The sequence below is a fragment of the Agrobacterium sp. MS2 genome (assembly GCF_003261015.1).
Classification (GTDB): Bacteria; Pseudomonadota; Alphaproteobacteria; order Rhizobiales; family Rhizobiaceae; genus Agrobacterium; species Agrobacterium pusense.
Genome location: NZ_QLNF01000013.1, coordinates 84,077 through 108,403, shown reverse-complemented (window position 1 = coordinate 108,403; position 24,327 = coordinate 84,077). Strand labels below are relative to the sequence as shown.

Sequence of the window (24,327 nt, the reverse complement as noted above, 5' to 3'; positions counted from 1 at the left end):
CGCAGAACAACCTTCGCAATGGATGGTGGTCAGCAAGGCAGAATGTCCGGGCCCCAGCCACGATCATGGCCGGCATCAGGATATATCTGTCATCGCAAGACCGGCCAGACCCCTCCAAAAGTCTGAGCGTATCGGTATATCGCCTCCACGATATGGACCGTTACAAAACCATACGTTCGGGATACACAGGAAGAATGATAAAATCAATAGTAAAAGGCCGCAATTACGCAGTTTTAGACTCGCGTATAGAGGTCCATATAGTGGATCTTACTTTGGTCCATTCGAGCTTGTGCCTGTACGATGATCCGGGCGACAGCCGCCATCCTGCCTGAAAAGTGAACATCGTCGGCATCGAATGATCCCCTCGATGCGCCCTGGGGCCGGGCCGCAACGCGACCCGCGCCTCAAATGTCCTTTGCGAGGCGCAGGGCGTCGTAGATCGCCGCATGGGTGTTGCGCGCCGCGACGGCATCGCCGATGCGGAACAACCGATATGTGCCTGTCGGATTGCGCGCGACGGTCTGAGCCTCTCCGGCGAGCAGGGCGTCATAGGAAACCTCCCCGAGATTTGTCGAGCCGGGCTTGAGTTCGAAATACAGTTCATCCAGCGGGACTGTACCGTGATTGACGACGATCTGGTCGACGGTGCGCTGTCTGGAAATGCCGCCATAGTCGCTGCCGACGTGGGCGACGATCTGGTTGCCGCTTCTTTCGGCTGCTTCCAGCCGGTAAGTGACGGTGAATGTGGCGTCGAGCTTTTGCAGCGAGCGCATATAGGGAACGAGATTCATGGCCATGACTTCAGGGGCGAAGGAGCGATCCGGTGTCATGATTTCCACCTTGCCGCCAGCCTTGGCGATGAGCTCGGCCGCCTGAAGGCCGGCATGGTCTCCCGCGTCGTCATAGACGAGAACATTGGCACCCGGCCTGACGTCTCCGGAAATAATATCCCACGCGGAGACGACCAGTTCGTTGCCCTTAGACAGCACCTCGGTATGCGGCAGTCCGCCTGTGGCGATGATCACCACATCGGGTTTTTGCGAGAGAACCGTGTCCGCTTCCGCCCAGCTGTTGAAGTGGAAGACGACGCCGAGCTTTTCGCACTGGCTCATGCGCCAGTCGACGATGCCGGTCATTTCCCGGCGGCGTTCGCTCTGCGCGGTGAGGCGAATCTGCCCGCCCGGATGGCTCGCTGCCTCGAAGACCACGACCGTATGGCCGCGTTCGGCACAGACCCTTGCGGCTTCGAGGCCTCCCGGCCCGGCGCCGACGATAACCACCTTCAGGCTTTTCGCGGCCCTGGTGATGGCGTGCGGCATGGTTTCCTCGCGGCCGGTTGCCGGATTGTGAATGCAGAAGGCAAGGCCGCCCTGATAGATGCGGTCGAGACAGTAATTAGCGCCGACGCAGGGACGGATATCGTCCTCCCGCTTTTCCATGATCTTGCGCACGATATGCGGATCGGTCATGTGCGCGCGGGTCATGCCGACCATGTCCACTTTGCCGGTGGCGATGGCATGCCGGGCTGTGGCAACGTCCTGAATTTTGGCGGCATGGAAGGTCGGGAAACGTGTCGCTGCACGGATTTCCCCGGCAAAATCGAGGTGCGGCGCACTTGCCATGCCCTGAATCGGGATAACGTCGGTCAGGCCGGGATCGGTGTCGATATGCCCCCTGATGACGTTGAGATAATCGATCAGACCGCTTTCTTTCAGCAGTCTGGAGATTTCGAGGCCTTCTGCCTTTCCGGTGCCACCCTCCAGACATTCATCGGCGGTGTAACGAACACCGAGGATGAAGTCCTCACCCACGCGCCTGCGTATCGCCCGGAAAACGTCGAGGCAGAAACGCATGCGGTTTTCGAGCGAGCCACCATAGGGGCCATCCAGCTCGTTGGTCAGCGGGGAGACGAACTGATCGATGAGATGACCATAGGCCTCCAGTTCCACCCCGTCCATGCCGCCAGCCTTCATACGCTCGGCGGCGTCGGCGAAATCCTTGATGACACGCTCAATATCCCAATCCTCGATTTTCTTCGGAAAGGCGCGATGAGCGGCTTCCCGCTGGTGTGAAGGTGCGAGCACCGGCAGCCAGTCACCCTTGTCCCACCGGGTGCGCCGGCCAAGATGAGTGAGCTGGATCATGATTGCCGACCCCGCCTCGTGGACGGCGTCGGTCATTTCCCTGATCCACGGAACGATTTCATCCTTGTACGCGAGCAAATTGTTGAAGACGGGAGGGCTGTCTTTCGAAACGGCGGCTGAGCCTGCGGTCATCGTCAACGCCACGCCGCCTTTCGCACGCTCGACGGTATAGGCGCGATAACGCCCTTTCGGCATGCCGTCTTCCGGATAAGCGGGCTCATGCGACGTCACGATGATACGGTTGCGCAGCGTCAGGTGCTTCAGCTGATAGGGTTGAAGAAGGGGATCGTTCGACATGGGCCTGCTCCAAGGGGGTTATGGTGCGAGGCTAAGAGAAAATGTACATATGTGTCAATTAACAAAACACCAGTGTCTATAAGTTAGACAAGAGTGTACGCCTCGCCTTGTCGCGCAGGGACTGATTTGGTACTCAACTGTCATGGACGCGACATTAAACGAAACCGGTTGGCGTGGATCGCAGGAGGGTTGGCTTGAGGCCGCCTACGAGTCCCTGCTGGAATCGGGGGTGGATTCAGTCAAGATTTTGCCGTTGGCGAAGAAGCTCAATCTCTCGCGCACCAGCTTTTACTGGTTCTTCAAGGATCGGGAGGAGTTGCTGGCGGCGCTTTTGTCCCGCTGGCGCGACAAGAACACGGGAAGCATCCTCAGGCAATCGGAGGCCTACGCGGAAACCTTGGCCGAGGCGATGCTGAACGTCTTCGATTGCTGGCTGGATCCCTCGCTTTTTGACAGCAAATTCGAATTCGCGGTGCGCAGCTGGGCGCTGCAGTCCGATGATATTCTTGCCGAGGTTCGTAAGGCGGATGCTGTGAGAATGGAGGCGCTTTCGCGCATGTTCGTCCGTTTCGGCCATCCCGAAAATACTGCGGATGTGCGCGCCCGCACCACTTATCTCGTGCAGATCGGCTACATTTCCATGCAGGCCGAGGAAGATGTGGCAGTGCGGATGAAGAGAATTGCGGATTATATCGCCATCTATACCGGCGAGGTGCCGCAACAACGGGAGCTTGATCGCTTTTATGCGAGGCACGGATACAGGCCAGGCCCCGGGGCCTGACGCCTGCGTGCGGATCTCGACAGGCGCGGACAACCCTCGGGACAGCGATAAGTGGCGCGGCCAACGCCTTCGATGCCAGTCGGATTACGCCGTTTGGGATGGTACAAGAAGAAGGGGCGGCCGGGCTGCAATCTATCTGCAACATTCACCAATCAGTGGTGGGGATGGCAAGAGCTGATCTTTGGGGGAAAGTCATTGCGAATCCTGCTTCTCGAGGACGAACCCGAAATGGCGCGTGCGCTGCTCGAAGCCTTGCGCCGGCGCGATGTGCTTGCCGATCATGTCAGTACCATCAGCGATGCCGATGTCCTTGCGCGTGACGGCTCCTACGATGTGCTTGTCCTGGATCGCCGCCTGCCCGATGGTGAGGGGCTGAACCTTGTATCGGCGCTTCGCCGCAGCAAACATTCCGTACCGATCCTTGTCCTGACGGCGCTTGGAAGTGTCGATCACCGCGTTGACGGGCTGGATGCCGGCGCGGATGACTATCTCGCCAAGCCTTTTGCGATAGAGGAACTGCTCGCCCGCCTCAGGGCCCTTCACAGGCGCGGCCCTTCCATTTCCGACAGATATGCGATTTTCGGAAATCTGAGCATTGATCAAAGAAGCAATGAAGTCAGCGTTGCCGGCTCCATCCTCGAGTTGCGGCGTCGGGAATATCTGGCGCTCGAAGCCCTGATGCGGCGCCCGAACCGTATCGTGACGCGGTCCAACCTGATCGAGGCGGTTTATACGCTCGACGACGAGATCGAGTCCAATGCGCTCGATGCCCACATCTCCCGTATCAGGAAGAAGCTGGCGCAGGCGGGAGCCACGGTGGAGATTAGAGCCGTACGCAATATCGGTTATCTCATTCGGGCAAAGTCATGAGTTCGCAGCACAACCAATCCCTGCGATGGGGGCTGATGAAGCGCCTTCTCGTCCTGCAGGCTTTCTTGCTCGTTCTCTTCGTCGTTCTTCTCGTTGGCTGGATCTGGATCATCGATCCAAGGCTGGAAGGCGCCAATGAAGAGGCTGTGCGCATCATTGCGGAAAGCGTGACAAAGGATGGGCAGGGGCGGACACAGGTGTCGGCTACACCCGATCTGGAGGCGCTGAAACAGCGCTATCGCAATCTCTGGTTCATGGTGCGGGACGCGGAAGGAATCGTCCTTCGATATGGAGATATCCCCACTTCCATCGTGACGGGGGCATTTCCTTTGGGCATCGAAAGGGCGCGTCTGGAGGCTGGGGAAACAGTCCGGGCCACGATGGAGAACCGCGATACGCCCGCCGGACGGCTGCAGTTTATTGCCGGGACGGAAAAAGGTCTCGCGAATGATGGCGTGAATATCTGGATCAACATACAGCTGGATCTGGAAAAGGATGCGGATGGTGCCATTCGCTGGTTGACCGTGCTGCCGGGAATTGGGTTCATCATTCTTGTGGCCGTGGTGCCCATGTTGCTGCTGACGGGTATTGCGACATTGCTGGTGACCCCACGTGCGGTCGGCCGTTCACTGAGTGGCCTCATGGAAACGGTCACCCAAGCGCAGTCGATCAATTTCGAGAACCGGTCCGCCCGTATCGCTCGCTCGAAGGTGCCGAGTGAAATCATTCCGCTGGTGGATGCCTTCAATGTTGCCCTCTCGAAACTGGACGAGGGCTATAATCGCCGCAACCGCTTCCTGGCCGACGCCGCCCATGAACTGAGGACGCCGATTGCGATCGTGCGCGTCCGCGCCGATCTTCTTCCCGATGACGCGCTGAGCCGGCAGCTGCGGGCGGATATCGACCGGCTTACCCGCGTCGCACACCAGCTTCTCGAAATGCAGGCGGTGGGCGCGGTAGACCTGCCTGCGGAAGAGCAGGATTTGAATGTTCTCGTCGAACGTATCGCGACCGATCTTGCCCCGATTGCGATGGATGCCGGTTACGAGTTCGATTTCGAGCCGGGCGAAAAAGAAGCCCTGCTGACGGTCCAGACGTCGATCATTGAGATGGCGGTCGTCAACCTCATCCGCAATGCCATCGATCACGGCGGCGGCAGGGGCGCCATTGTCGTCCGGGTGGGTGCAGCAGGAACCATAGATGTCTGCGATGAAGGTCCGGGCATACCCATTGACGAACGCGAGCAGGTGTTCGAACCGTTCCATCGCATCAACACCAGCTCCTCCGGTGCCGGCCTTGGCCTCAATCTCGTGCAGAAAGCAGCTGAGCTGCATGGGGGCAGGGTGCTGTTCCTCGACCTTGATCCCGGCTTCTGCGTTCGGCTGGAGATCCGCTCCGTCACGCCAGGGAGCGGTGCGGGGCCATGAATCGCTTCCGGGAAGTCCGGACTCCTGAAGTTCTTAAAATAAGATTAAAGAAATAAGTATAAACACCTGAAAAATAACAATTATGTTTAAATAAAATGGGCGCGTGTAATCCAGGCGCAATTCTCGCGCGGAAAATGCCCGTATCTGCTGCGCTCATTCGCACAGGAGACCATGGGAGCCGGTTTCCGGTTCTTCAACGCGAACGGAAATCCTGGCGCCTCAGATTGAGACGCCCCTGGTTTCGTCTGGAGTCATTCATGTCGTTCATTGCAAAATCGCTTGTTGCCATCAGTATTATGGCGGCACCGAGCGCCTATTCCGCTGATCTTGCCAACTACAATGCGCAGCAATTCGATTATACCAGTCCGCCAGCCTTTTCCTGGAATGGGGCTTATATCGGCGCACATGGCGGCGTCGCCTCACCAAAAGTCAATCCTCTGGCCAGTGGCCGTGGTCTGACGGGTGGCGTACAGGCCGGTTACAATTTCCAGTTCGGCTCCGGTGTCGTCGGGGCGGAGCTGGAGGGCTCGTATCTCGGCAACGAGGCGCGGGTGCCGAATGGCCGCCTGAGAGAGCGTTTTCGTGGCGCCGCCAAGCTGAAGGCCGGTGTGGCGCTTGATCGTACCCTTCTTTACGGCACCGCAGGTCTGACCACGACGAAATTCAAGGATGGAAACGGCGTTACCGGACCGGATGACTGGAAGCGGGGCTATCTCGTGGGAGCGGGTGTCGAACAGAGTTTCGGCGGCGGCCTGTCGGCCAAGTTTGAATATAACTACGTGAACACGGGAAATGTATCGACGACGACCTCCAGCGGCAGATCGAAGACGGATGTCAGCGATCACGTCGTCAAGGCGGGCCTCAACTATCGTTTCTGATCCGCTGACATGTGACGCAGAAGCATAAGACCGCCGCTTTCAGGTCGAAGCGGCGGTAAGGGGAAATGGCTCGAACGGCGAGGGGCCGTAAGAGGATCATTCGCATTCGAGTGAGGGTTGCCGGAAGCTCGTTACATACCAGTCGTTACCGGAACCGCGGGTGTAGAAAGTGTAGTAGCAATCGATGCGCTCGACATAACCAGGCGTTTCGGACACGTCGTAACGCTCGCCATGCCGCGTCGAGCGGACCTCGCCGCTTGATGATCCGGCCACAACCTGCGTCTTGTTCTTGCGCCACTGATAGGCCTGCTGGCCGGGGCCGAGGCTATAGACATTGTCAGGCGGCCCATAGTCCAGCATCACGCTGGTGATGGGTGCGCCGACATAAGTTTTCATCACGGTTGATGCGCAGGCTGTGAGCAAGAGCGATGTGGCGGCGATGAGGGTGATTGCCGGCGGGACTGCAAGTGATGACCTGTCGGACATGGGAATTCCTTTCAGCTGCGGTAAATTTCAGCAGGGATAGGAACAGGTCATTGCAGGTACATTACACTAGCAGACGGCGCGATGGACGGTCGTCTCGACGGGCCCGTGCTTCAGCGGGGCGCACCTGAACGGAATTTCGGCTTTGGTGCGCTGACAGGCTGTTGTTGACTGTGATGATACTGCTCTACAGCACCAGGGCTACGGGCGGGATTGACCGCCCTGACACTGGCCACCGGAGCCAGTATCAGCTTCCATCCGAGAGCCAGCCAGCCTTTTCAGGCAGACGAGTTAGCGGCTGCGGGCGTTCCGAAGCTGGGCGAGGGTTGCCAGCGTATTGCCGCTGATGGACATTTTGCCATTGCCGAACAAGTCGAGACGGGGATCGGAAGGCGAATTGTTCATTTCATACCTCAGCAAAAAGCGGTCAATCAGCTTGTCGACCTTGCCGGCTTCCTGCAGGTCCCTCATCTTCAGTTTCTTTTCGATCATCTTTGCCTGCATCTCGACCTTGGAATTTGCGGTTTCCGCGGGAATTCCAAGGGCGGTGCGGGTGAATTCCGAAAGCGCATTGTCAGCCAGTATGTCGTAGGCATTGGAAATGCCGCCGGCCATCCGCTTGAAATAGAGAGCAAGACGAACACCGGCGTTTTCTTCTCCCGCCCTTTCCTCCAGCGTCTGCCGAACGTATTTGTCACGCGTTTCCATCAGGCCGCGGTTGTTCTGGACATGCTGGCTGGCTGTCGCGCGAATATTCCCCTTGGTGTCGAAGTTGAAGGAACCGGCAAGCGCGCGAAAGCGGGGATCCTTTTCGGTGTTGGCGAAGCTTTTCGGGTCTTTGAGGTCGGATTTGAAGATCTTTTTCAGATAATCGGTGCTGACCGATTTGGGGTCGATGCGTTCGGCAACAAGCATGAAATCCACCAGACGGCGGTCGGCAAGCAACTGATCAACGGTTTCCAACGTCTCCATCTGCTGGCGGTAATAGGCGGCCTCCGTCTTTGCCTTTTCCTTTATCTTGTCTTTGCTGTTTTTCTGGCGATAGGCGGCGAGTTCCTCATCCTGCTTGCCTGTCGTCTCCCTGCTCTTCGAGGCCGTGTTCCATCGGGTCATTTCGAGAACGTAGTTCCGGGAGATGCGGGTAATCTCGTTTTCGGCCTGGGCCAGCCGTGGTGAGCCGATCCTGCCTTCGGCATCGAAATTATAGGCTTTCGCCAGCCGGACGAACCTGTCGTCTTTGAGGCTGCGGACATAACTTTTTGGGTCCGACAGGTCACTGGTGAAGACCTTCTTCAACTTGAACGTGGAAACCTCTTCGGGGCTGATGTTGAATGCCTTCAGCGCGAAATTGCGAATGGTAACGGCTGCCGGTGCAGCGGAGAGGAAGTCCTCCAGGTTTTTCGTCAGGCCGATATAGCGTCTGTAGTCCTTGATCGTCTTTTGGTCCGCCGCCTCCTGTGCGTCGTCGTAGCGGTTGAAATAAAGTGTCATCATCGTACTGAGCTGGGCGGCGGTCTGGATCGTCTTTCCGGCAGCGATCTTGCCTTCCCCGTCGAAATTGAACGCTCTCGCAAGATCGATGAAGCCTTTGTCCTTCTCGGCGTGAAGCGCGCTTTGCGGATCGTCGGGATTTTCGCGAAGCGCCCACTGGATTTTCCTGTCGGTATCGGTGTCGTCCCTGAGGTTGAAGGCGACGATCAACATCGTTCTAAGACGGGAATTGGATATGAGTTGTCCGGCATCGGTAATCTCGTTCATCTTTTGCGCGAAGAAGTCGCGATTGAGAACTGCGCCGGTCTGCGTCAGGCGAGGATACGATAAAACATAGGTTTCGTTGATCAGCCGCTTCTGGGTTGCCGTCTGCGCTTTCGTGCCGTCATCCACGAAACCGTCATCGCGGAAATTAAACGCTGCCGCCATTTCGAAGAGCTTGTGTGCATTGGCGATGCGCTTGTTGTACTGGCCAAGCAGATAATCGATTTTGGCGAGCGACGCCTTATCGGCGGAGGGGACTTTTGCGCGTTCGATGCGCAGATCGGCGGTCTTTGCCTGCCATTCCTCGACCAGAGGTTTGTAGGTTCTGTTGACGTAACTGTCGGCGCTGCTGATATCGCTGGTCAGAACATCCCGCAGATGTTTGTAGTTGAAGGCTTCGGCGTCGATGCCGAAGGATTTGAAAACATAATCCCGTAACCGCGTGTTTTTGAAGATGTCATCCACATGGCCGACCGTGTCGATGACGATGTTGTAATACCGCGTTTCCTCCTTCAGTTCGTCGTCTCGTTGTTTGTGTGCATCGTGATAGGCGGCAACCAGCCGGTCCTGCTGGGTTTGCGTTTGAACCGTTTTTTCCGATTTGATAGTGCCGAAATCAAACGCCGCCGCGAAGTCGCGGTAGCGGGTGTCCTTCAGCTTGTTGGCGAAACTGTTCGGGTCGTTGAGATTGCTTTCCAGCACCTTCTTGAAGGCGGCGGCGTAGGTCATCTCGCCGAGGCCATAGGCCTTCATGGCGTAGGAATATAGCCTGTGGTCCTTCAGAAACTCATCGAGATTTTTGATCTTGCCAATATTGTCGGCGTAATATTTGGCGTCGCGCGATACGATCGGATCGTTTGCGACGCGTTTCAGTGACGATGCCAGGTCGCGATTATAGAGGGTGTAAGTTGTATATGCGGGCAGCACCCCAAGCCTCCGGAAAATATTAATTCGTGAAAACTGTCAATATTGTTTCGGATATAACTTGTGTGTGGCTGTATTTATTTAATTTATACTTCATATAATTCGTTAGTGTTTAATTTATAAAATATTGATTCATTTAATTATTTTGTTCGCAGCGGTGTTGGTACAATACATCGTGGCTGGAAGTGGTAGAAAAATCGGCGGTTTATCCAAAGCAGGGGAACGGGAGCGCGCGCCCGGATCGGGGCGCAACGGCATGTCGAAATCTCCGCGGGGACAGTCCTGCGCGTCGGTTCCATCGCGTGCTTGGCCGCAAGGCAGGTGCGGCTGCGCTATGGATTGCTGCGGGAAACCGGCGCAATGGCGGCCATTTGCTGCAATGCCCGCTCGTTCGTGCGCTTTGCCCGTGCAAGCGCATCGTCTCGATCCTCCGGCAGCGTGTAGGTCATATAGGAGAGGGAGGTTTCGAGATCGTTGTTGTTATGCCCCAGAATGGCGGCGAAATAGCTGTTCTTGGTCACGTGGGGAGGTGCGAAATTATGATAAGCCACCTCCGCATAGAGATGCCGAAGACCATAGGGCTTGGGAAGCTCCTCCTTCGGCCAGAGATCTTCGAAGAGGTTAAAAACCGTGTCCCTGAGCAACAGGCGCGTCTCCGATGAAAAATCATCGATCGACATGCCATGCCACAATTTTCCCTGCCCGCTTTCGCGCAGGCGCTTATAGGCGGCAAGAATGGTTTCCGAGCGCGCGAGCACCGGGATCTCATAGGTCACACCGTATTTCGTTCCCTCGCCCTGTTTTGTCTTGGCCTGGCCGTTGAACAGGACGCTCCATTTGGAAATGCCCTTGCCATAGGGAGCAGGCGAAAATTCCGCCTGGGTAAAGACTTCGTAGGGTCGGCGTCCGGTCATGCCGATCAGGCCGATGCCGATCATCAGGGGATCGGCTGACAGGAGTTTGTCGGCACAGATCTTCAGAACCTGGCGGTAATTCTCGAAGGTGATCAGCGCGCCGTGCTTTCTGGCGATCTTCTCCATCTTCACCCGTCGCGCATCGTCATACATCGCAGCGTCGCCGGTGGCGATTTTCAGCATCGGGTGATCGTCGCCAAACGCCTCGCGGATGGCGTTGCGATATTTGGTGATGTAGGAGATGATCGTTGTCTGGGCTCTGCCCTTCATGGTGCTGATTTCAGCATTCCACAGGGTCTGCATCTCTTCTTTCGTGCCCATGCCGTTCATCGCAGAAATGAAATCCGCGATGCGTAGAAGAACGGTGGGTTTGCGGCCGGCTGTATTAAATTCCGCGCGTTCGATTTTCTCGACGATCGAGGTTGCTACGCCCGTTTTCGGATAGTCGGCACGTTCGATGTAGGTTTTCAGCCGCTCGCGCAGTTTTTTCATGTTGCAAATGGCAAGCGGCGTGCTCTTGGGACCGAATTCGGCCTTCAAGGCGTTACGGTACTTCATGATGTAAAGTTCGAGAGTCTTTTCGGTACGCCCATTGTCGAAATGGTAGCGGACCTCGGCGTCCCACAGATCGCGGATCTTTCTGTTGCGCGAGGCGTCGTCGTTTTTCATCGCCTCTTTGACCTGTGCGACAAAGTGGTCGATGCGTTCCACCAGGACCGGCGTTTTTGTTTTTCGTTTTGAGGAAAGCATGCGGCGGCTCCCTGAACCGGTCCGGATATATAAATCGATGGTTTGCGATCAACAGCAGCAGGGTTGCAGAAATAGATCAACATCCACTGCAGTCCGGTTCTTTTGAATAATAGTTTAGGCGATTCCGCAAGCGCGATGCGGAAAAGCGTCGGCGGTCCATTCGCCGCCAAGGATTGTCGAGGGCTCCTGTCGTAGCCCGGGTCAAGGTGGTGAGTGAGACGCCGTTATTTCGACAGCCGGGTCTTCAGCGACGTCACGATACGCTTGGCCAACCCTTCATAATCCTCGTCAAAGTGGTGGCCGCCCTCGATGCCGACCGCCTCCACGCCCTTGGCTTTCAGGCCGGGGCAGGGGTCTTCGTCTTCTTCTTCCGTGCCATATATGCATTGCACCAGCTTCGGATCGATCTTCGCGATGTCATCGACCGTTTTGCCGCCCTTGCCTTCGCCGGCCACGCCAAGCCAGCCTTCGACGGAAATTTCGAAATCCACTTCGGTGGAAAGACCCATCAGGGTCAGCTGCACGACATGCGATTTGTCGCGGTCGGGCAGCAGATTATAGGTGGCGGGGATAATATCGGCACCGAAGGAATAGCCGATCAACACCACATTGCGGACTTTCCATTCCTTGCGATAGGTATCGATGATGCGGCCGAGATCGCTTGCGACCTCCTGTGGTTTCTTTTCCTTCCAGAAATAGCGGAGTGAATCGACGCCGATGACGGGTATGCCTTCCTTCTGGAAGGCGCCGCCCACTTCTTCGTCAAGATCGCGCCAGCCGCCGTCGCCGGAATAGATCACCGCCATGGTGTCCATGACAGGGCTGGTTTCCAGAACCTTGATCGGCAGGCCGAGCGGACTGTCGGTGTCGCCTGCGGCGTCGACCTGGTCGGAGAGGGTCTGGGTCAGAACCTCGTCCGCCTTGTCATCCACATCCGTCACGTCGATATCGGGATGCAGCTTGACAAGCGCGTTGACGTGGTCGCGGCCCTTCTGATCCGCAGCAGAGGTGAACAGCACGCTGACGGGGGCAGGAAGGGGACCGTCGGTCAGACCATAAACGGTTTCGCCATCCACTTTATCTTTGGTGGCGGGGGTACAGAGGATCTTCTCGAGAGGCAGGCCGGCCTTGGGGTCCACGGCGATGGCCTCCCGCACGGTGGAGACAGGGCTCTGCGCAATCATCGCCAGCGCCAGCGTTCCGCCCTTGCCGATGCCGGAAAGGATGGGCTGGCGATAGCTGCTGGTGCCGGCGGTGCGCTGGATCTGCTGCGAGAGTGACTCGATGTCCGAGATCATATAGATGCACTCGTCATCGTCGGCCTCGAGCGCCTTCAGATATTCCTTGAAGTCTATGCCGACCACGGCGGCGCCCTTTTCTACCAGCGCCTTGGCACGGGTCTCATCGGCCGCCGACCATCCGTCCGCATCGGAAATCAGGAAGACGCTGGCGAGGATGTCGCCATCAGGCACCATGATGTGCCCGGCGGGGATCATGCCGGTTTCGTATGCGGGCTTGTCCTCAGCAAAAACGGCGCCAGAAACGAACAAGGGGGATGCAAACAGGGCGGAGGCGGCCAGAACTGCTTTGAGCATGCTGAATCTTCTCATTTTCCGATCACTCCTCTGACACCGCCGCTGATCAGAACCGTCGCATCCATCAGCGCCAGAGCGGCATCTGCACCGTTCTGTACGGCGAGGTAACGCGGTTCCCATTTCGGGTGGAACTTGGCCTTGAAGGCGCGAAGCCCCTTGAAGTTGTAGAATCGTTCACCGTGTTCGAACAGTGTGCTGCCGATCCGGTCCCAGACGGGCGCCGCGTCGCGTTTAGACATGCCGGACATGGGCGCCATGCCGAGATTGAAGCTCTCGTAACCGGCCTCGCGCAGATATTGCATGATGCTGACGAAGAGAAAGTCCATCGAGCCGCGCGGCGCATCCGGGGAAAAGCGCATGAGATCGACGGTGGCTTCCTTTTTCGTATCCGTCACCATCAGATTGGCGAAGGCGGTGATCTTTCCATCCTTGCGCAGCACGGCAACGGGTTGCGACAGAATGTAGTCCGGCTCGAAAGCACCGAGCGAAAAGCGTTTTTCGCGGGTGTTATGGTGGGCGAGCCAGCCGTCGGAAACCTGTTTCAGCTCTTCCAGAACATCCTGCACCTGGGTCTTTTCGATGACCTCGAAGGTCAGCCCGTCGCGCGCGCCGCGGCTCAGCGACTGGCGAAGATTGGCAAGCTTGCCACCTTTGAGTTCGAATGCGGTGAGATCGACCAGGGCCAGTTCGCCCAGCTTGAAGGCGCGCAGACCCGCGTCGGCGCAATGGGACAGCAGGAAGGGCGAAATCTGATAGAAGGCGGCACGTGCGCCAGCGGCACGGGCTCCTTCGACGAATTGCCACACGAGGTCAGGGAAATCATCTTCATCGCCGACCGGATCGGCAAACGCGATCCATGAGCGGCCCTGAATGCCGTACATGATGAAGGCATTGCCGCTTTCGGAAAACATCACGTGCTTGTCGCCCATGCGCACCAGATTGGCATCGGCCGCATCCTGCTTCATGACAATGTCTGTAGCACTTGCGATATCTTCGGCCTTGATGGCATCCGGGCGGAAGGCTACCGGCCTCATGAGGCTGAAGATGGCGATGGTGGAGGAGGCAAGCACGAGGCCTAAAAGGGCGCGCAGTCCGCGTGGCGCTTCCTCGGAGAATTCGAACTGCCACCAGAGCGTATGGCTGTAATCGGTATCGCGATAGACGAAGAGAAGGATGGTGGCCGCGCCGGCGACGATGACGGCCATGGCCGCGAGCCAGCTTGGCCCGAGCGCCTGTTTGACTAGAGAGGCGTGACGGTTGAAGCTGCGCATGTTGGCGGCGAGCGCGACGATGAACAAGCCGAGAAAGATCGCTTCGAAAACCGCGATCGCCTTGAGAAGCGAGAGAATGAGCGCCAGAGATGCCGCAACGAGGGCGATCCACCATGCGCCATCCAGTCTCTGCCCCAAGCCGCGGGAGGCGACGACGAGGCCAAGGCCGAGAATGCTGGTCAGAAAGTGAGCGGCCTCGATGATAGGCAACGGGACGAAGTTCGAGAGGAAATCCAGGTTGCTGCCCGGCGTCGGTGTCACGCTCGAGAAAATCAGCATGGTGCCGAGAATGATCGCGAATGTGGACAGCAGCGGTGGCGCCAGCCGCACGGCAAGCTGGCTGATATCGGATACAACGGGCTTTGCCGCAAACTGCTTCATTTCCGAAACGATCATCACCAGAATGGCGACCACCAGCGGCAGCACGTGGTAAATGACGCGATAGAGAACGAGGCTTCCGAGCAGCTGATCAACGCTGATCGCATTGCCGAGACCGGCAACCATCACGGTTTCGAAGACCCCGAGGCCGGCGGGCACGTGGCTGAGAACGCCAAGCCCCACGGCCGTGGCATAGATCGCGAAGAAGGTCGGCCAGCCGAGATGCGTTTCCGGCAAGAGTACGTAAAGAACGGAAGCCGAAGCGGCGATGTCGAATGCAGACACCAGGAACTGACGCGAAGACGTACGGCTGTCTGGAAGGCGCAGCCGCCATTTGCCGAGGCGTATCGCTCTGCCATTGCGCCCGATATAGGCCGTGGCCACGAGAATGGCGATGACGGCGAGCGCCGCGCCTCTCAGCACGAGCGGGTCGAAACCGATGATTGCGGCGATGCGGGGCGCGACGATGAAGGTTGAAAGCGCGCTCACCGACAAAAGCCCAAGGCCGAACGACAGCGTGACGAAGGCGATGACCCGTGCGATGTCTCCCGGGGAAAGCCCCAGCCGGGAATAGGCGCGGAAGCGGATGGCGCCGCCGCTCAGCGGCCCGAAGCCAGCGGTGTTGCCGATGGCATAGGCCGCGAAGGCCGTGACCGCCATTGACGGAAACCGCACTTTCTTGCCGACATATTCGATGGCATTGGCATCATAAAAAATCAGTGACAGGAAGCTCAGCGCGGTAAAGACGATAGCAAGAAGAACCGAGGAAAAAGACGTGTCGAGAAGGGCCGCAATCACATCGTCGTATCTTACTTCCGAGGTGAGACGATAAATTGCAAACGTCATCATCACGAAGATGAGCGTTATGGCCGCGGCCGTCAGGTAGGCACGGTTCCTGGCAAAAAAGCTTTCAACCGCGGAGTCGGCAATATCGGTCTCTGTAATTTCGCTCTTGTCTGCCATTTATCTTTTCCAGCGCCGTCCCGTCGGTTGGCGAACCACAGGATTGTGTCGCTAATTCGTTTCAGTTGCGGAAATTTGCTTAGCAGAAATGCGTGACGTGTCGATGTGAAGTTTGGACAGGTTTCCGGATGATTTTGCCAATTATATTCCGATGAATGCAACCACGAAATGTGCGATTTCCGAGTTTGATGAAAACGCGACGAAATTGATCGCTCCGGTTGCTTGGTGGCGGCATTTGATGCAACTACACGCTCCTTTGGATTGAAGGAGATACCAATGAACATGCCCACAAGAATAGTCGTTTCACTCGTCGTCGCGCTCGTGGCGGGCGCCGGATATATGGCGGTGGACAAGATGCGCGGTGCCGAATGGGTCGTTTCGCCGCAGCAGATTGCCGAGGCTAAGGCAAAGGGCCAGATGGGTTATGAATCGCAGCCGGGAACCGTAACCGTGCTGCCGATCCGCAGCGAGACGGCGGACGTGCTGCCGATGAAATGGGCCATGATCGGGCTGGTGGCCGGGCTTCTCACCTTCCGTGCGACCGGCAGGAAAAAAGCGGCAAAGGCCTGAAGGCCCGCCGCTTTCTGTCTCCGGCGCTTTGCGCCGGGGATGAAACTTTATTTTTGCCTCACGCGCCCCAGGTCTTTTCCAGCACCCGAATCCAGTTGCCGTGGCAGATTTTGGCAAGCGCCACGTCGTCATAACCGCTCTTGCGCATCGCTTCGACCAGCAATTGCAGATCGGCCGCATCCTTCATGGCGGCGGGTATGGTGGTGCCGTCGAAATCCGAACCGAGCGCCACGTGATCGATGCCGATGCGGTTGACGATGTAGTCCACATGGCGAACGAGTTCGTTGAGATCGGTATCCGGGTTCTTCACGCCGTCCTGACGCAGGAACAAGACACCAAAGTTGATGCCAGCGAGGCCACCCGTATCTCGGATGGCATCCAGCTGACGATCCGTCAGGTTGCGGCTGTGGTTGCAGATTGCGTAAGCGTTGGAGTGTGATGCCACCAGCGGTGCATCCGATATCCTGGCGATGTCCCAGAAACCCTGTTCGTTCATATGCGACAGGTCGACCAAGATCTTCAGTTCGTTGCAGGTCTTTATCAGCCGCTTGCCGGCATCCGTCAGGCCCGGGCCGATATCCGGTGTTGAGGGGAAACGGAAGGGAACGCCGTAGGCGAAGATGTTCGGGCGGCTCCAGACCGGTCCGAGTGTGCGCAGGCCCGCCTCGTGAAGAACGTGGAGGGCATCGAGATCAGCACCGATTGCTTCTGCGCCTTCGATATGGAAGACGGAGGCGAAGGTGCCCTCGGCCATGGCCTTGCGGATATCGGCGGCCGTGCGGCAGACCTTCAGCGCGCCCTTTGACTGCTTCTCGGCCCGGAACAAAAGGCCCGCCATGGCAAGCGTCGCCTTCAGCGCATCCGCCTCGGTGGGCGTCGGGTAGTCGCCGTTGGCGTCCTTATCCATGCTGGGCGAAGGTACATAGACGGCGCAGAGGCCACCGGCGAGGCCGCCTTTTTTTGCACGAGGCAGATCGATATGGCCGACGGTATCGCCTTCGATCAGAAGTGTTTCGGGAGAAGCGTTGCCCGATCGCCATAACCGCAAAAGCACATCATTGTGGCCGTCGAAGACGGGTACGGTTTTTTGATCAGTCATGGTCTCACCTTCGGAAATGGGATTGCGCGGACGCGCCTGCGGACAAGTTTTCGGAATTGGTAGAGGAAAGGTCAAGGCGGGAGCAAATGCAATCCGTGCATAGGCTCTGCCAAATTTGGAATTGGTCGGGCCTCGTTTGCTCGTGGTAATCGCGGGAAAACATAAAAAAAACGACTGGATTGGGGCAAACCCACCATTTTCCGAAAAATAAGGTCCGAAAGGGGATTTTCGATGATTTCAAGACGCAACCTGTTGATTGCCGGCGCCGCCGTTCCGTTCCTGTCCTATGCGCGCATCCCGGCCTTCGCCGCCACGCCGAAGGATATTCTGGTCGTTGCGCAGCAGCTGGACAACATGACGAGCCTTGACCCACATGAAGGTTTCGAGGCTGTCGGCGGTGAAATCATCTCCAACATGTATCAGAAGCTGGTGCGCGCCAACCGCGAGGATTCCACCAAGGTCGATCCCGTCATCGCCAAGTCGTGGGAAGCCGATGCGGACAGCAAGGTCTTCACCTTCACCATCGGCGACGACGCGACCTTCTCGAGCGGCGCCAAGGTCACGGCGGAAGACGTTGCCTTCTCGCTGCAGCGCGCCATCAAGATGAACAAGAGCCCGGCCTTCATCATCAGCCAGTTCGGCTTTGCGCCTGACAATGTCGAGACGACCATTGTTGCCGCCGACGAGAAGACGGTGAAGCTGACGACGGCGAGGCCGACCGCCATCTCCTTCCTGCTTTATTGCCTCTCGGCCAATATTGGCGCGATCGTCGAAAAGAAGGTGGTTCTTGCCAATGCTTCTGGTGAAGACCTCGGCAATGGCTGGCTGCAGAAGAACAGCGCCGGTTCCGGCGATTTCGTGCTGCAGGCCTGGAAACCCAGCGAAAGCGTCGCGCTCAACGTCAACCCGAACGGTCCCTACAAGGGCAACATCAAGCGTATCATCCTGCGCCACGTTACCGATCCGTCTTCCCAGCTGCTGATGCTGCAGAAGGGCGATATCGACATTGCCCGTGACCTGACCTCGGAGCAGCTGCGTACCGTCAAGGACGACGCCAACATCGAGCTGGAGCGCAAGTCCATCGCTTCGCTGGTGCTGATCTCGCTCAACCAGGGCAATGAGAACCTTGCGAAGCCGCAGGTCTGGCAGGCGATCAAGTGGGCGCTGGACTACAAGGGCATGCAGGAAAACATCGTGCCGCTGACGCACGAAATCCACCAGAGCTTCGAGCCGAAGGGCTTCCCCGGCGCCGTCAACGACATTCCGTTCCAGCGCGATGTCGAAAAGGCCAAGGCACTGATGGCCGAAGCCGGCCTTGCCGATGGTTTCGAAATCAGCATGGACCATTATTCCGCCCAGCCTTATCCGGACCTGGCGCAGGCCATCCAGGCAAACCTTGCCGATATCGGCATCAAGGTGCGCCTGCAATCGGCCGAGAACCGCCAGGTTCTGACCAAGATGCGCGCCCGCGAACACCAGATGGCGCTGTCGGCCTGGGGCACGGATTATTTCGATCCGCATTCCAACGCCGATGTCTTCAACATCAACAAGGACAATGGCGACGACGCCAAGTCGAAGCCCTTCCTGTGGCGTTCGCGCTTCAAGAACGACGACTTTGCCGCCAAGGCGGAAGCCGCGCGTGACGAGAAGGATCCTGCAAAGCGCGTGGAGCTTTATGAAGCCCTGCAGCGCGAGCACATGGAAAACAGCCCCTTCGTGTTCATGTTCCAGACCACCAAGACGGCAGCCTTCCGCAAGGGCGTTTCCGGTTTCGAACTCGGCGTTCTCTCCGAGGGCAATTCCTACCACGATGCGAAGAAAGCGTGACATTGAACAAGCGCGTTAAAAGCATATCGTCGATACTGAGCAGCGTCCTTCTGACGCTGTTCGGTTTGATGATCATCACCTTCATGATCGGGCGCGTCATGCCCGTCGATCCCGTCATCGCGGCGGTCGGCGACAATGCGCCCGAAGACGTCATCGTGCGGGTCCGGGCCGAAATGGGTCTCGACCAGCCGCTGGTCGTGCAGTTTTTCCATTATGTCACGCAGGTTCTGCATGGCGATTTCGGCAATTCGATCCTGACCCGCAATCCGGTCTGGATCGATATCAAGCGCGTTTTCCCCGCCACCTTCGAACTTGCCACCGCAGCGCTCATTCTTGCCGCGCTGATCGGCATTCCGCTTGGTGTCTGGGCCGCCGTCAAGCAGGGCAAGCTGACGGATCAGGTCATCCGCGTCGTCTGCCTTGCCGGCCACTCGGTGCCTGTTTTCATGCTGGCGCTGATTTCGCTGCTCGTCTTTTACGCCACGCTTGGCGTCGCACCGGGGCCGGGGCGTCAGGACATCATCTATGACGGCATGATCACGCAGGTTACCGGCCTGATGACGGTCGACACGCTGCTTGCGGGCGACTGGGACGCCTTTTACGACGCCATCGCCCATATGGTGCAGCCCGTCTGCATTCTCGCCTATTTCAGCATGGCCTATATCACCCGCATGACGCGCGCCTTCATGATAGATGCGCTGAAGGGCGAATATGTCATCACCGCCCGCGCCAAGGGGCTTTCTGCCATGACCGTGATCTGGGGACACGCCTTTCCGACGGTCGCCGTGCAGCTCGTCACGGTTCTCGCGCTCACCTATGCCGGCCTTCTCGAAGGCGCCGTGGTGACGGAAACCGTCTTCAGCTGGCCGGGCCTTGGTCAATATCTCACCGTCTCGCTCATGAACGCGGACATGAACCCCGTCGTCGGAGCAACCCTGTTGATCGGCTTCATCTATGTCGCCCTCAACCTGCTCGCAGACGTGCTTTACAGAGTTATGGATCCTCGCGTTCGATGATGTTAGCAAATTTCAGAAACTGGGCGCTGGATGAGACGCCGCATTCGCGAACACAGGCTGCCTGGGGCAACCGGTATCGCATCTGGCTCAACCTCAAGTCCAATCCGCTGGCGGTGGTCGGTCTAACGATCATCGTCCTTTTCATCGCGCTGTCGCTGCTGGCGCCGCTGCTCGCTCCCTACGATCCGGCGACGCAGAACCTCGGCAACCGCCTGGCGTTCCCGAGCGCCGAGCACTGGTTCGGCACGGATGAGCTTGGTCGCGACATTCTCTCGCGTATTCTCTACGGTGGTCGCGTCACGCTTGGCATGGTCATTGCCGTCGTCGTTCTCGTCGCCCCCATCGGTCTTGCCATCGGCTGCATCGCCGGTTATTTCGGCGGCATCGTCGATACGGTGCTGATGCGCGTGACGGACGTGTTTCTAGCGTTTCCGCGGCTCATCCTTGCGCTTGCCTTTGTCGCGGCGCTAAAACCGGGCGTCGAAAGCGCCATTCTCGCCATCGCGCTCACCGCCTGGCCGCCTTATGCGCGTCTGGCGCGCGCTGAAACCATGACGGTTCGCGGCAGCGACTTCGTCGCGGCCTATCGGCTGACCGGCGCTTCCGCCTGGCGCATCATCGCCCGGCATATCGCGCCGCTCTGCGTGCCGAGCCTTATCGTGCGCATCACGCTCGACATGAGCTCCATCATCATCACCGCCGCCAGCCTCGGCTTCCTCGGCATGGGCGCGCAGCCGCCTTCGCCGGAATGGGGCGCGATGATTGCGACAGCCAAGCGCTTCATCTTCGAACAATGGTGGGTCGCCACCATTCCCGGTATCGCCATCTTCCTCGTTTCGCTCGCCTTCAACTTCCTCGGCGATGGCCTGCGCGACGTTCTCGACCCGAAGGGACATTGAGCCATGCTGGTCGAAATCGAAAATCTGAAGATCGCCTTCCAGACCCGCACCAGCCGTTTCGAGGCGGTGCGTGGTGTCTCCATGAAACTCGGAACCGAAAAACTCGGCATCGTCGGCGAATCCGGTTCCGGCAAGAGCCTGACGGCCCGTGCGCTGATGAAGCTCCTGCCCTCCAATGCCGATATCCGCGCAGACAAGCTCGCTTTTGACGGCATCGACGTGCTGTCCGCCAGCGAAAGGCAGATGCGCCAGATCCGCGGCAAGCGGGCCGGCTTCATCCTGCAGGACCCGAAATATTCGCTGAACCCGGTGAAGACTATTGGTGCGCAGGTAGCCGAAGCATGGCGCACCCATAAGGGCGGCAGCAAGCGAGCCGCCATGGAAGCGGCAATCGCGCTGCTCGATCAGGTGAAAATCCGCAATCCGCGTCAGGTTGCTTCGTCCTATGCGCATGAGGTTTCAGGCGGTATGGGCCAGCGCGTGATGATCGCCATGATGCTCGCCCCCGATCCGGAGCTGCTGATTGCCGACGAACCGACCAGCGCACTCGACGCCACCGTGCAGGCGGAAATCCTGCGGCTGATCGAGGAGCTGGTGTCGGAGCGGGGCATGGGTCTTATCCTCATCAGCCATGACTTGCCGCTCGTTTCGCATTTCTGCGATCGTGTTGCGGTGATGTATTCCGGCCGGGTGATGGAGGAGCTGAAGGCTTCCGAGCTTCTGAAAGCCCAGCATCCTTATACGCAGGGACTTTTGAACTGCATTCCCTCGCTGACGCATCCGCGCGAGCGTCTTCCCGTTCTCAACCGTGATGCAGCGTGGTCCAGCCAATGATCGACGTCGAAAACCTCCGTATCAAGTTCGGCGACCGCGAAGTGGTTAAAGGCGTCTCCTTTTCGGTGGAAAAAGGCGGCAGCTTCGGCATCGTCGGTGAAAGCGGCTCGGGCAAGTCCACCATCCTGCGCGCCATGGCCGGCCTCAATGAAAGCTGGGAAGGGCGTATCGCCTTTGCCGGCAAGGATGCCCCTCTGCGTCGTACGCCGGAATTCTTCCGGCAGGTGCAGATGGTGTTTCAGGACCCCTACGGGTCGCTGCATCCGCGCCAGACCATCGACCGTATCCTCAGCGAACTGCCGCTGGTGCACGGCATGGACAATATCGAAAAGCGCATCCAGCAGGCTTTGTCGGACGTCGCCCTGCCGCAGGCGGTGCGTTTCCGGTTCCCGCACCAGCTTTCCGGCGGCCAGCGCCAGCGCGTGGCGATTGCCCGCGCCTTGATCGCCGATCCGCAGGTGCTGCTGCTTGATGAGCCGACTTCAGCGCTCGATGTGTCGGTGCAGGCGGAAATCCTCAACCTGTTGCAGGACCTGCGCGCAGCGCGCAACCTTACCTATATTCTCGTCAGCCACAATCTGGCAGTCATTGCGCATCTTTGCCCGCAGGTGGGCGTGATGTTGAATGGGGAGATGGTGGAGCAGCTGAGCGCGGGTGATCTGCGCGAGGGACGGACGAAACATCCGCATACGGAAGAGCTGCGTAGCCTGAGCATCCGGCTGGAAGAGCCGGCCTGAGTCCATGCGACCATGGATCGAGCGGATGCCGCTCGCTTCTTCTCCCCGCCGGGGAGAAGTCCGCGGCAGCGGGATGAGGGGGCCAGCTCTCCGCATATCGCTGGCGTCGCCCCCTCATCCAGCCCTTCGGGCCACCTTCTCCCCGGCGGGGAGAAGAAACAAGCGGCGGTGCCGAGGCTTTTCTGTAAAGACGACGAGATAAGAGACCAAGCCATGCCACAGCAACTCGACTGGAACGCCGCGTCAGCCCATTCAGAGACCTTCGTCTCGCAATGGACAGGCTCCGAGCCGGGCGGAGCAGTGATCGGCTTCGATCTCGACGGTATTCGTTTTGCCCATGCCGGCGGCGTCGAGAGCCTTTCGACCTTTGCGCCCTTCACGCCGCAGAGCGTGGTGCGGTATGCCTCAGTCACCAAGCATGTCTTTTGCGCCATGGTGCTGGCCCATGCGGATCTGATCGGGCTCGACGATCCGCTCGGCAAACATCTGCCGGAGCTGCAATCGCCGCTGTGCGATGTCACGGTCGGGCAGGCGCTGGATATGAGCGGCGGCCTGCCGGACACGCGCGAGTGTCTCTCCTTGCTTGGGCTTTCCGTCTATACCGAAACGAAGGCCGGTCCGCTTCTCGAATACCTGTCCCGGCTGACCCGGCTGAATTTCGATGCCGGCAGCGAAGTTTCCTATTCCAATACCGGTTACCGTCTGGTGGAAGCGGCGCTGGAGCGCCGGGGTTTCCGTTTCGACGATTTCGTGCAGACGCAGATTGCCGGCCCCTTTGGCGTTTTCCTGAAGGCGCCCGACGTCTGGAACGATCCGGTGGATGGGCTTGCGCCGGGTTACTGGAAGTTCGAAGACAAGTGGCAGCTTTCGGCCGCGGGCCTGCATATTTCCGCTTCAGGCAGTCTTGCCGGCAGCGCCGAGGCGCTGACCCGTTGGTTGCAGGGTTTGATGCGGGGCGAGGGTGGCTTTGCAGGTGTTCTGGAGAGGCTTTCCACTGAACGTCCCTTGGCGGATGGGCGTGTGAGCGAGTATGGGCTCGGCCTGCGCTGGTCGCATCTCGGGAATAGGCGTTTCGTCGGCCATGGCGGTTCACACCCCGGCTACAAGACATATTTCCTGCTCGACCCCGAAAACGGAACGGGGTTCGTCGTGGTCTCGAACCGCGAGGATAACAATGGCTTCAAGATTGCGCTGGAAAGCATGGCGGCCTTGACCGGGTTGCCCTTGCCCAAGCCGGCAGCCACCCTGCCGGAAGGCCTCTATGTGACTGAAACCGGACCGTGGTGGCTGGAAATCAAGGGCAGCACATCCACCTTCATCGATGGTGACGACACGCTTTACGAAGATGCCGAGGGCTGGGTATCGTCGCGTTCGGCATCGTCGCCCATGCGTCTGAGGCTTGAGGGCGATGCAATCGTCGGCGAGGCCGGCCACGCGACGCGCCGTTTCCTACCGGTCGGGGAGCATACGGTGCCGGATGATCTGTCGGGGTCGTGGCGTTCGGATGAAGGCGCTGAATTTTCGATCAACGCCTCCTCACTGACGATGGGTATCGGCCCCGTCCGCCGCAGCATGCCCTTGAAGGCGCTCGGCAATGGCCGTTTCCTCTTCACGCTGATTGATGGGCCATGGACGAAGCGTGTCTGCCTCAATCGTCTGGGGGACGACCGGATCGAGCTGGTTTGCAGCCGGGCGCGGATGATTGAATATTCACGGAGCCGCTAACGAGACCGAGGCCAACTCCCGCCGCGCGCCACATGCTCGGACCTCTCCAGAGGATGTGCAAGCCGAGGGATGACGAGAATGGGGCTCGGGCTATTTCCTCAACAGCCTGAAACCTTCTAACGGGTTTCAATCAGCTCCTATTCCTCCTAATAAAGAGCCGTGTTCCCGGCAGGCCGGGATGGCATCTTTG

At 58.5% G+C, this 24,327-nt stretch carries 18 protein-coding genes; 11 read left to right on the top strand and 7 right to left on the bottom strand.

Going from position 1 to position 24,327, the window contains the following annotated elements:
• Nucleotides 1-404 precede the first annotated feature (404 nt).
• Nucleotides 405-2,441 carry an NADH:flavin oxidoreductase gene (locus DOU54_RS08055; protein WP_113380805.1) on the bottom strand — a complete coding sequence of 679 codons (2,037 nt, stop codon included), beginning with the start codon at nt 2,439-2,441 and terminating at the stop codon, nt 405-407.
• A 142-nt stretch (nt 2,442-2,583) separates the two neighbouring features.
• Here DOU54_RS08055 and DOU54_RS08050 point away from each other — a divergent pair, with 142 nt between their 5' ends.
• From DOU54_RS08050 to DOU54_RS08035, 4 genes are all read left to right on the top strand, one after another.
• Complete coding sequence (locus tag DOU54_RS08050) at nt 2,584-3,222, top strand: TetR/AcrR family transcriptional regulator (protein ID WP_006698730.1); 639 nt, start codon at nt 2,584-2,586, stop codon at nt 3,220-3,222.
• 195 nt (nt 3,223-3,417) lie between these two features.
• Nucleotides 3,418-4,092 carry a response regulator transcription factor gene (locus DOU54_RS08045; RefSeq protein WP_022556873.1) on the top strand — a complete coding sequence of 225 codons (675 nt, stop codon included), beginning with the start codon at nt 3,418-3,420 and terminating at the stop codon, nt 4,090-4,092.
• A 35-nt stretch (nt 4,093-4,127) separates the two neighbouring features.
• The gene (locus DOU54_RS08040) at nt 4,128-5,519 is read left to right on the top strand and encodes a sensor histidine kinase (RefSeq protein ID WP_193603310.1); all 1,392 of its coding nucleotides are present in this window, start codon (nt 4,128-4,130) and stop codon (nt 5,517-5,519) included.
• A 257-nt stretch (nt 5,520-5,776) separates the two neighbouring features.
• Entirely contained in the window at nt 5,777-6,397 is a 621-nt protein-coding gene (locus tag DOU54_RS08035) for an outer membrane protein (protein ID WP_113380803.1), read from the top strand.
• Nucleotides 6,398-6,493: 96 nt separating this feature from the next.
• Here DOU54_RS08035 and DOU54_RS08030 read toward each other — a convergent pair whose 3' ends face one another.
• The 5 genes from DOU54_RS08030 to mprF form a co-directional block, all read right to left on the bottom strand.
• Nucleotides 6,494-6,883, bottom strand: a complete 390-nt coding sequence (locus DOU54_RS08030; protein ID WP_113380802.1) for a hypothetical protein — start codon at nt 6,881-6,883, stop codon at nt 6,494-6,496.
• Between the two features lie 288 nt (nt 6,884-7,171).
• Entirely contained in the window at nt 7,172-9,562 is a 2,391-nt protein-coding gene (locus DOU54_RS08025) for a DUF1217 domain-containing protein (protein WP_113731042.1), read from the bottom strand.
• A 329-nt stretch (nt 9,563-9,891) separates the two neighbouring features.
• Nucleotides 9,892-11,223, bottom strand: a complete 1,332-nt coding sequence (gene telA / locus DOU54_RS08020) for a telomere resolvase TelA (protein WP_004443532.1) — start codon at nt 11,221-11,223, stop codon at nt 9,892-9,894.
• Between the two features lie 224 nt (nt 11,224-11,447).
• Nucleotides 11,448-12,818, bottom strand: a complete 1,371-nt coding sequence (locus DOU54_RS08015) for a virulence factor (RefSeq protein ID WP_113380800.1) — start codon at nt 12,816-12,818, stop codon at nt 11,448-11,450.
• Between the two features lie 11 nt (nt 12,819-12,829).
• The gene (gene mprF / locus DOU54_RS08010; protein WP_004443529.1) at nt 12,830-15,430 is read right to left on the bottom strand and encodes a bifunctional lysylphosphatidylglycerol flippase/synthetase MprF; all 2,601 of its coding nucleotides are present in this window, start codon (nt 15,428-15,430) and stop codon (nt 12,830-12,832) included.
• A 276-nt stretch (nt 15,431-15,706) separates the two neighbouring features.
• On the opposite strand from mprF, the gene DOU54_RS08005 reads away from it, so the two are divergent.
• A complete protein-coding gene (locus tag DOU54_RS08005) occupies nt 15,707-16,000 on the top strand; it encodes a hypothetical protein (RefSeq protein WP_037091912.1) in 294 nt (97 codons plus the stop codon).
• Between the two features lie 58 nt (nt 16,001-16,058).
• On the opposite strand, the gene DOU54_RS08000 is transcribed toward DOU54_RS08005, so the two are convergent.
• A complete protein-coding gene (locus DOU54_RS08000) occupies nt 16,059-17,099 on the bottom strand; it encodes a dipeptidase (protein ID WP_113380799.1) in 1,041 nt (346 codons plus the stop codon).
• A gap of 231 nt (nt 17,100-17,330) precedes the next feature.
• On the opposite strand from DOU54_RS08000, the gene DOU54_RS07995 reads away from it, so the two are divergent.
• The 6 genes from DOU54_RS07995 (at nt 17,331) to DOU54_RS07970 (ending at nt 24,137) form a co-directional block, all read left to right on the top strand.
• Nucleotides 17,331-18,926, top strand: coding sequence for an ABC transporter substrate-binding protein (locus DOU54_RS07995; RefSeq protein ID WP_004443523.1), 1,596 nt, complete (start codon nt 17,331-17,333; stop codon nt 18,924-18,926).
• Nucleotides 18,927-18,928: 2 nt separating this feature from the next.
• Entirely contained in the window at nt 18,929-19,942 is a 1,014-nt protein-coding gene (locus DOU54_RS07990; protein WP_034498671.1) for an ABC transporter permease, read from the top strand.
• Nucleotides 19,939-20,841 carry a nickel transporter permease gene (gene nikC, locus DOU54_RS07985; protein WP_004443520.1) on the top strand — a complete coding sequence of 301 codons (903 nt, stop codon included), beginning with the start codon at nt 19,939-19,941 and terminating at the stop codon, nt 20,839-20,841. Before DOU54_RS07990 ends, nikC begins: the two co-directional genes overlap by 4 nt.
• Nucleotides 20,842-20,844: 3 nt before the next feature.
• Nucleotides 20,845-21,675, top strand: coding sequence for an ABC transporter ATP-binding protein (locus DOU54_RS07980; protein WP_004443518.1), 831 nt, complete (start codon nt 20,845-20,847; stop codon nt 21,673-21,675).
• Nucleotides 21,672-22,412, top strand: coding sequence for an ABC transporter ATP-binding protein (locus DOU54_RS07975; protein ID WP_022556864.1), 741 nt, complete (start codon nt 21,672-21,674; stop codon nt 22,410-22,412). The genes DOU54_RS07980 and DOU54_RS07975 overlap by 4 nt, the downstream gene beginning before the upstream one ends.
• A 213-nt stretch (nt 22,413-22,625) precedes the next feature.
• The gene (locus tag DOU54_RS07970) at nt 22,626-24,137 is read left to right on the top strand and encodes a serine hydrolase domain-containing protein (RefSeq protein WP_113380816.1); all 1,512 of its coding nucleotides are present in this window, start codon (nt 22,626-22,628) and stop codon (nt 24,135-24,137) included.
• Nucleotides 24,138-24,327: the final 190 nt, after the last annotated feature.

What these genes read in the sequence shown, in the direction of transcription:
- DOU54_RS08055 (WP_113380805.1), bottom strand. Translation starts at nt 2,441, where the DNA reads ATGTCGAACGATCCCCTTCTTCAACCCTATCAGCTGAAGCACCTGACG.
- DOU54_RS08050 (WP_006698730.1), top strand. Translation starts at nt 2,584, where the DNA reads ATGGACGCGACATTAAACGAAACCGGTTGGCGTGGATCGCAGGAGGGT.
- DOU54_RS08040 (WP_193603310.1), top strand. Translation starts at nt 4,128, where the DNA reads ATGAAGCGCCTTCTCGTCCTGCAGGCTTTCTTGCTCGTTCTCTTCGTC.
- DOU54_RS08035 (WP_113380803.1), top strand. Translation starts at nt 5,777, where the DNA reads ATGTCGTTCATTGCAAAATCGCTTGTTGCCATCAGTATTATGGCGGCA.
- DOU54_RS08030 (WP_113380802.1), bottom strand. Translation starts at nt 6,883, where the DNA reads ATGTCCGACAGGTCATCACTTGCAGTCCCGCCGGCAATCACCCTCATC.
- telA (WP_004443532.1), bottom strand. Translation starts at nt 11,223, where the DNA reads ATGCTTTCCTCAAAACGAAAAACAAAAACGCCGGTCCTGGTGGAACGC.
- DOU54_RS08015 (WP_113380800.1), bottom strand. Translation starts at nt 12,818, where the DNA reads ATGCTCAAAGCAGTTCTGGCCGCCTCCGCCCTGTTTGCATCCCCCTTG.
- mprF (WP_004443529.1), bottom strand. Translation starts at nt 15,430, where the DNA reads ATGGCAGACAAGAGCGAAATTACAGAGACCGATATTGCCGACTCCGCG.
- DOU54_RS08005 (WP_037091912.1), top strand. Translation starts at nt 15,707, where the DNA reads ATGAACATGCCCACAAGAATAGTCGTTTCACTCGTCGTCGCGCTCGTG.
- DOU54_RS08000 (WP_113380799.1), bottom strand. Translation starts at nt 17,099, where the DNA reads ATGACTGATCAAAAAACCGTACCCGTCTTCGACGGCCACAATGATGTG.
- DOU54_RS07995 (WP_004443523.1), top strand. Translation starts at nt 17,331, where the DNA reads ATGATTTCAAGACGCAACCTGTTGATTGCCGGCGCCGCCGTTCCGTTC.
- nikC (WP_004443520.1), top strand. Translation starts at nt 19,939, where the DNA reads ATGATGTTAGCAAATTTCAGAAACTGGGCGCTGGATGAGACGCCGCAT.
- DOU54_RS07980 (WP_004443518.1), top strand. Translation starts at nt 20,845, where the DNA reads ATGCTGGTCGAAATCGAAAATCTGAAGATCGCCTTCCAGACCCGCACC.
- DOU54_RS07975 (WP_022556864.1), top strand. Translation starts at nt 21,672, where the DNA reads ATGATCGACGTCGAAAACCTCCGTATCAAGTTCGGCGACCGCGAAGTG.
- DOU54_RS07970 (WP_113380816.1), top strand. Translation starts at nt 22,626, where the DNA reads ATGCCACAGCAACTCGACTGGAACGCCGCGTCAGCCCATTCAGAGACC.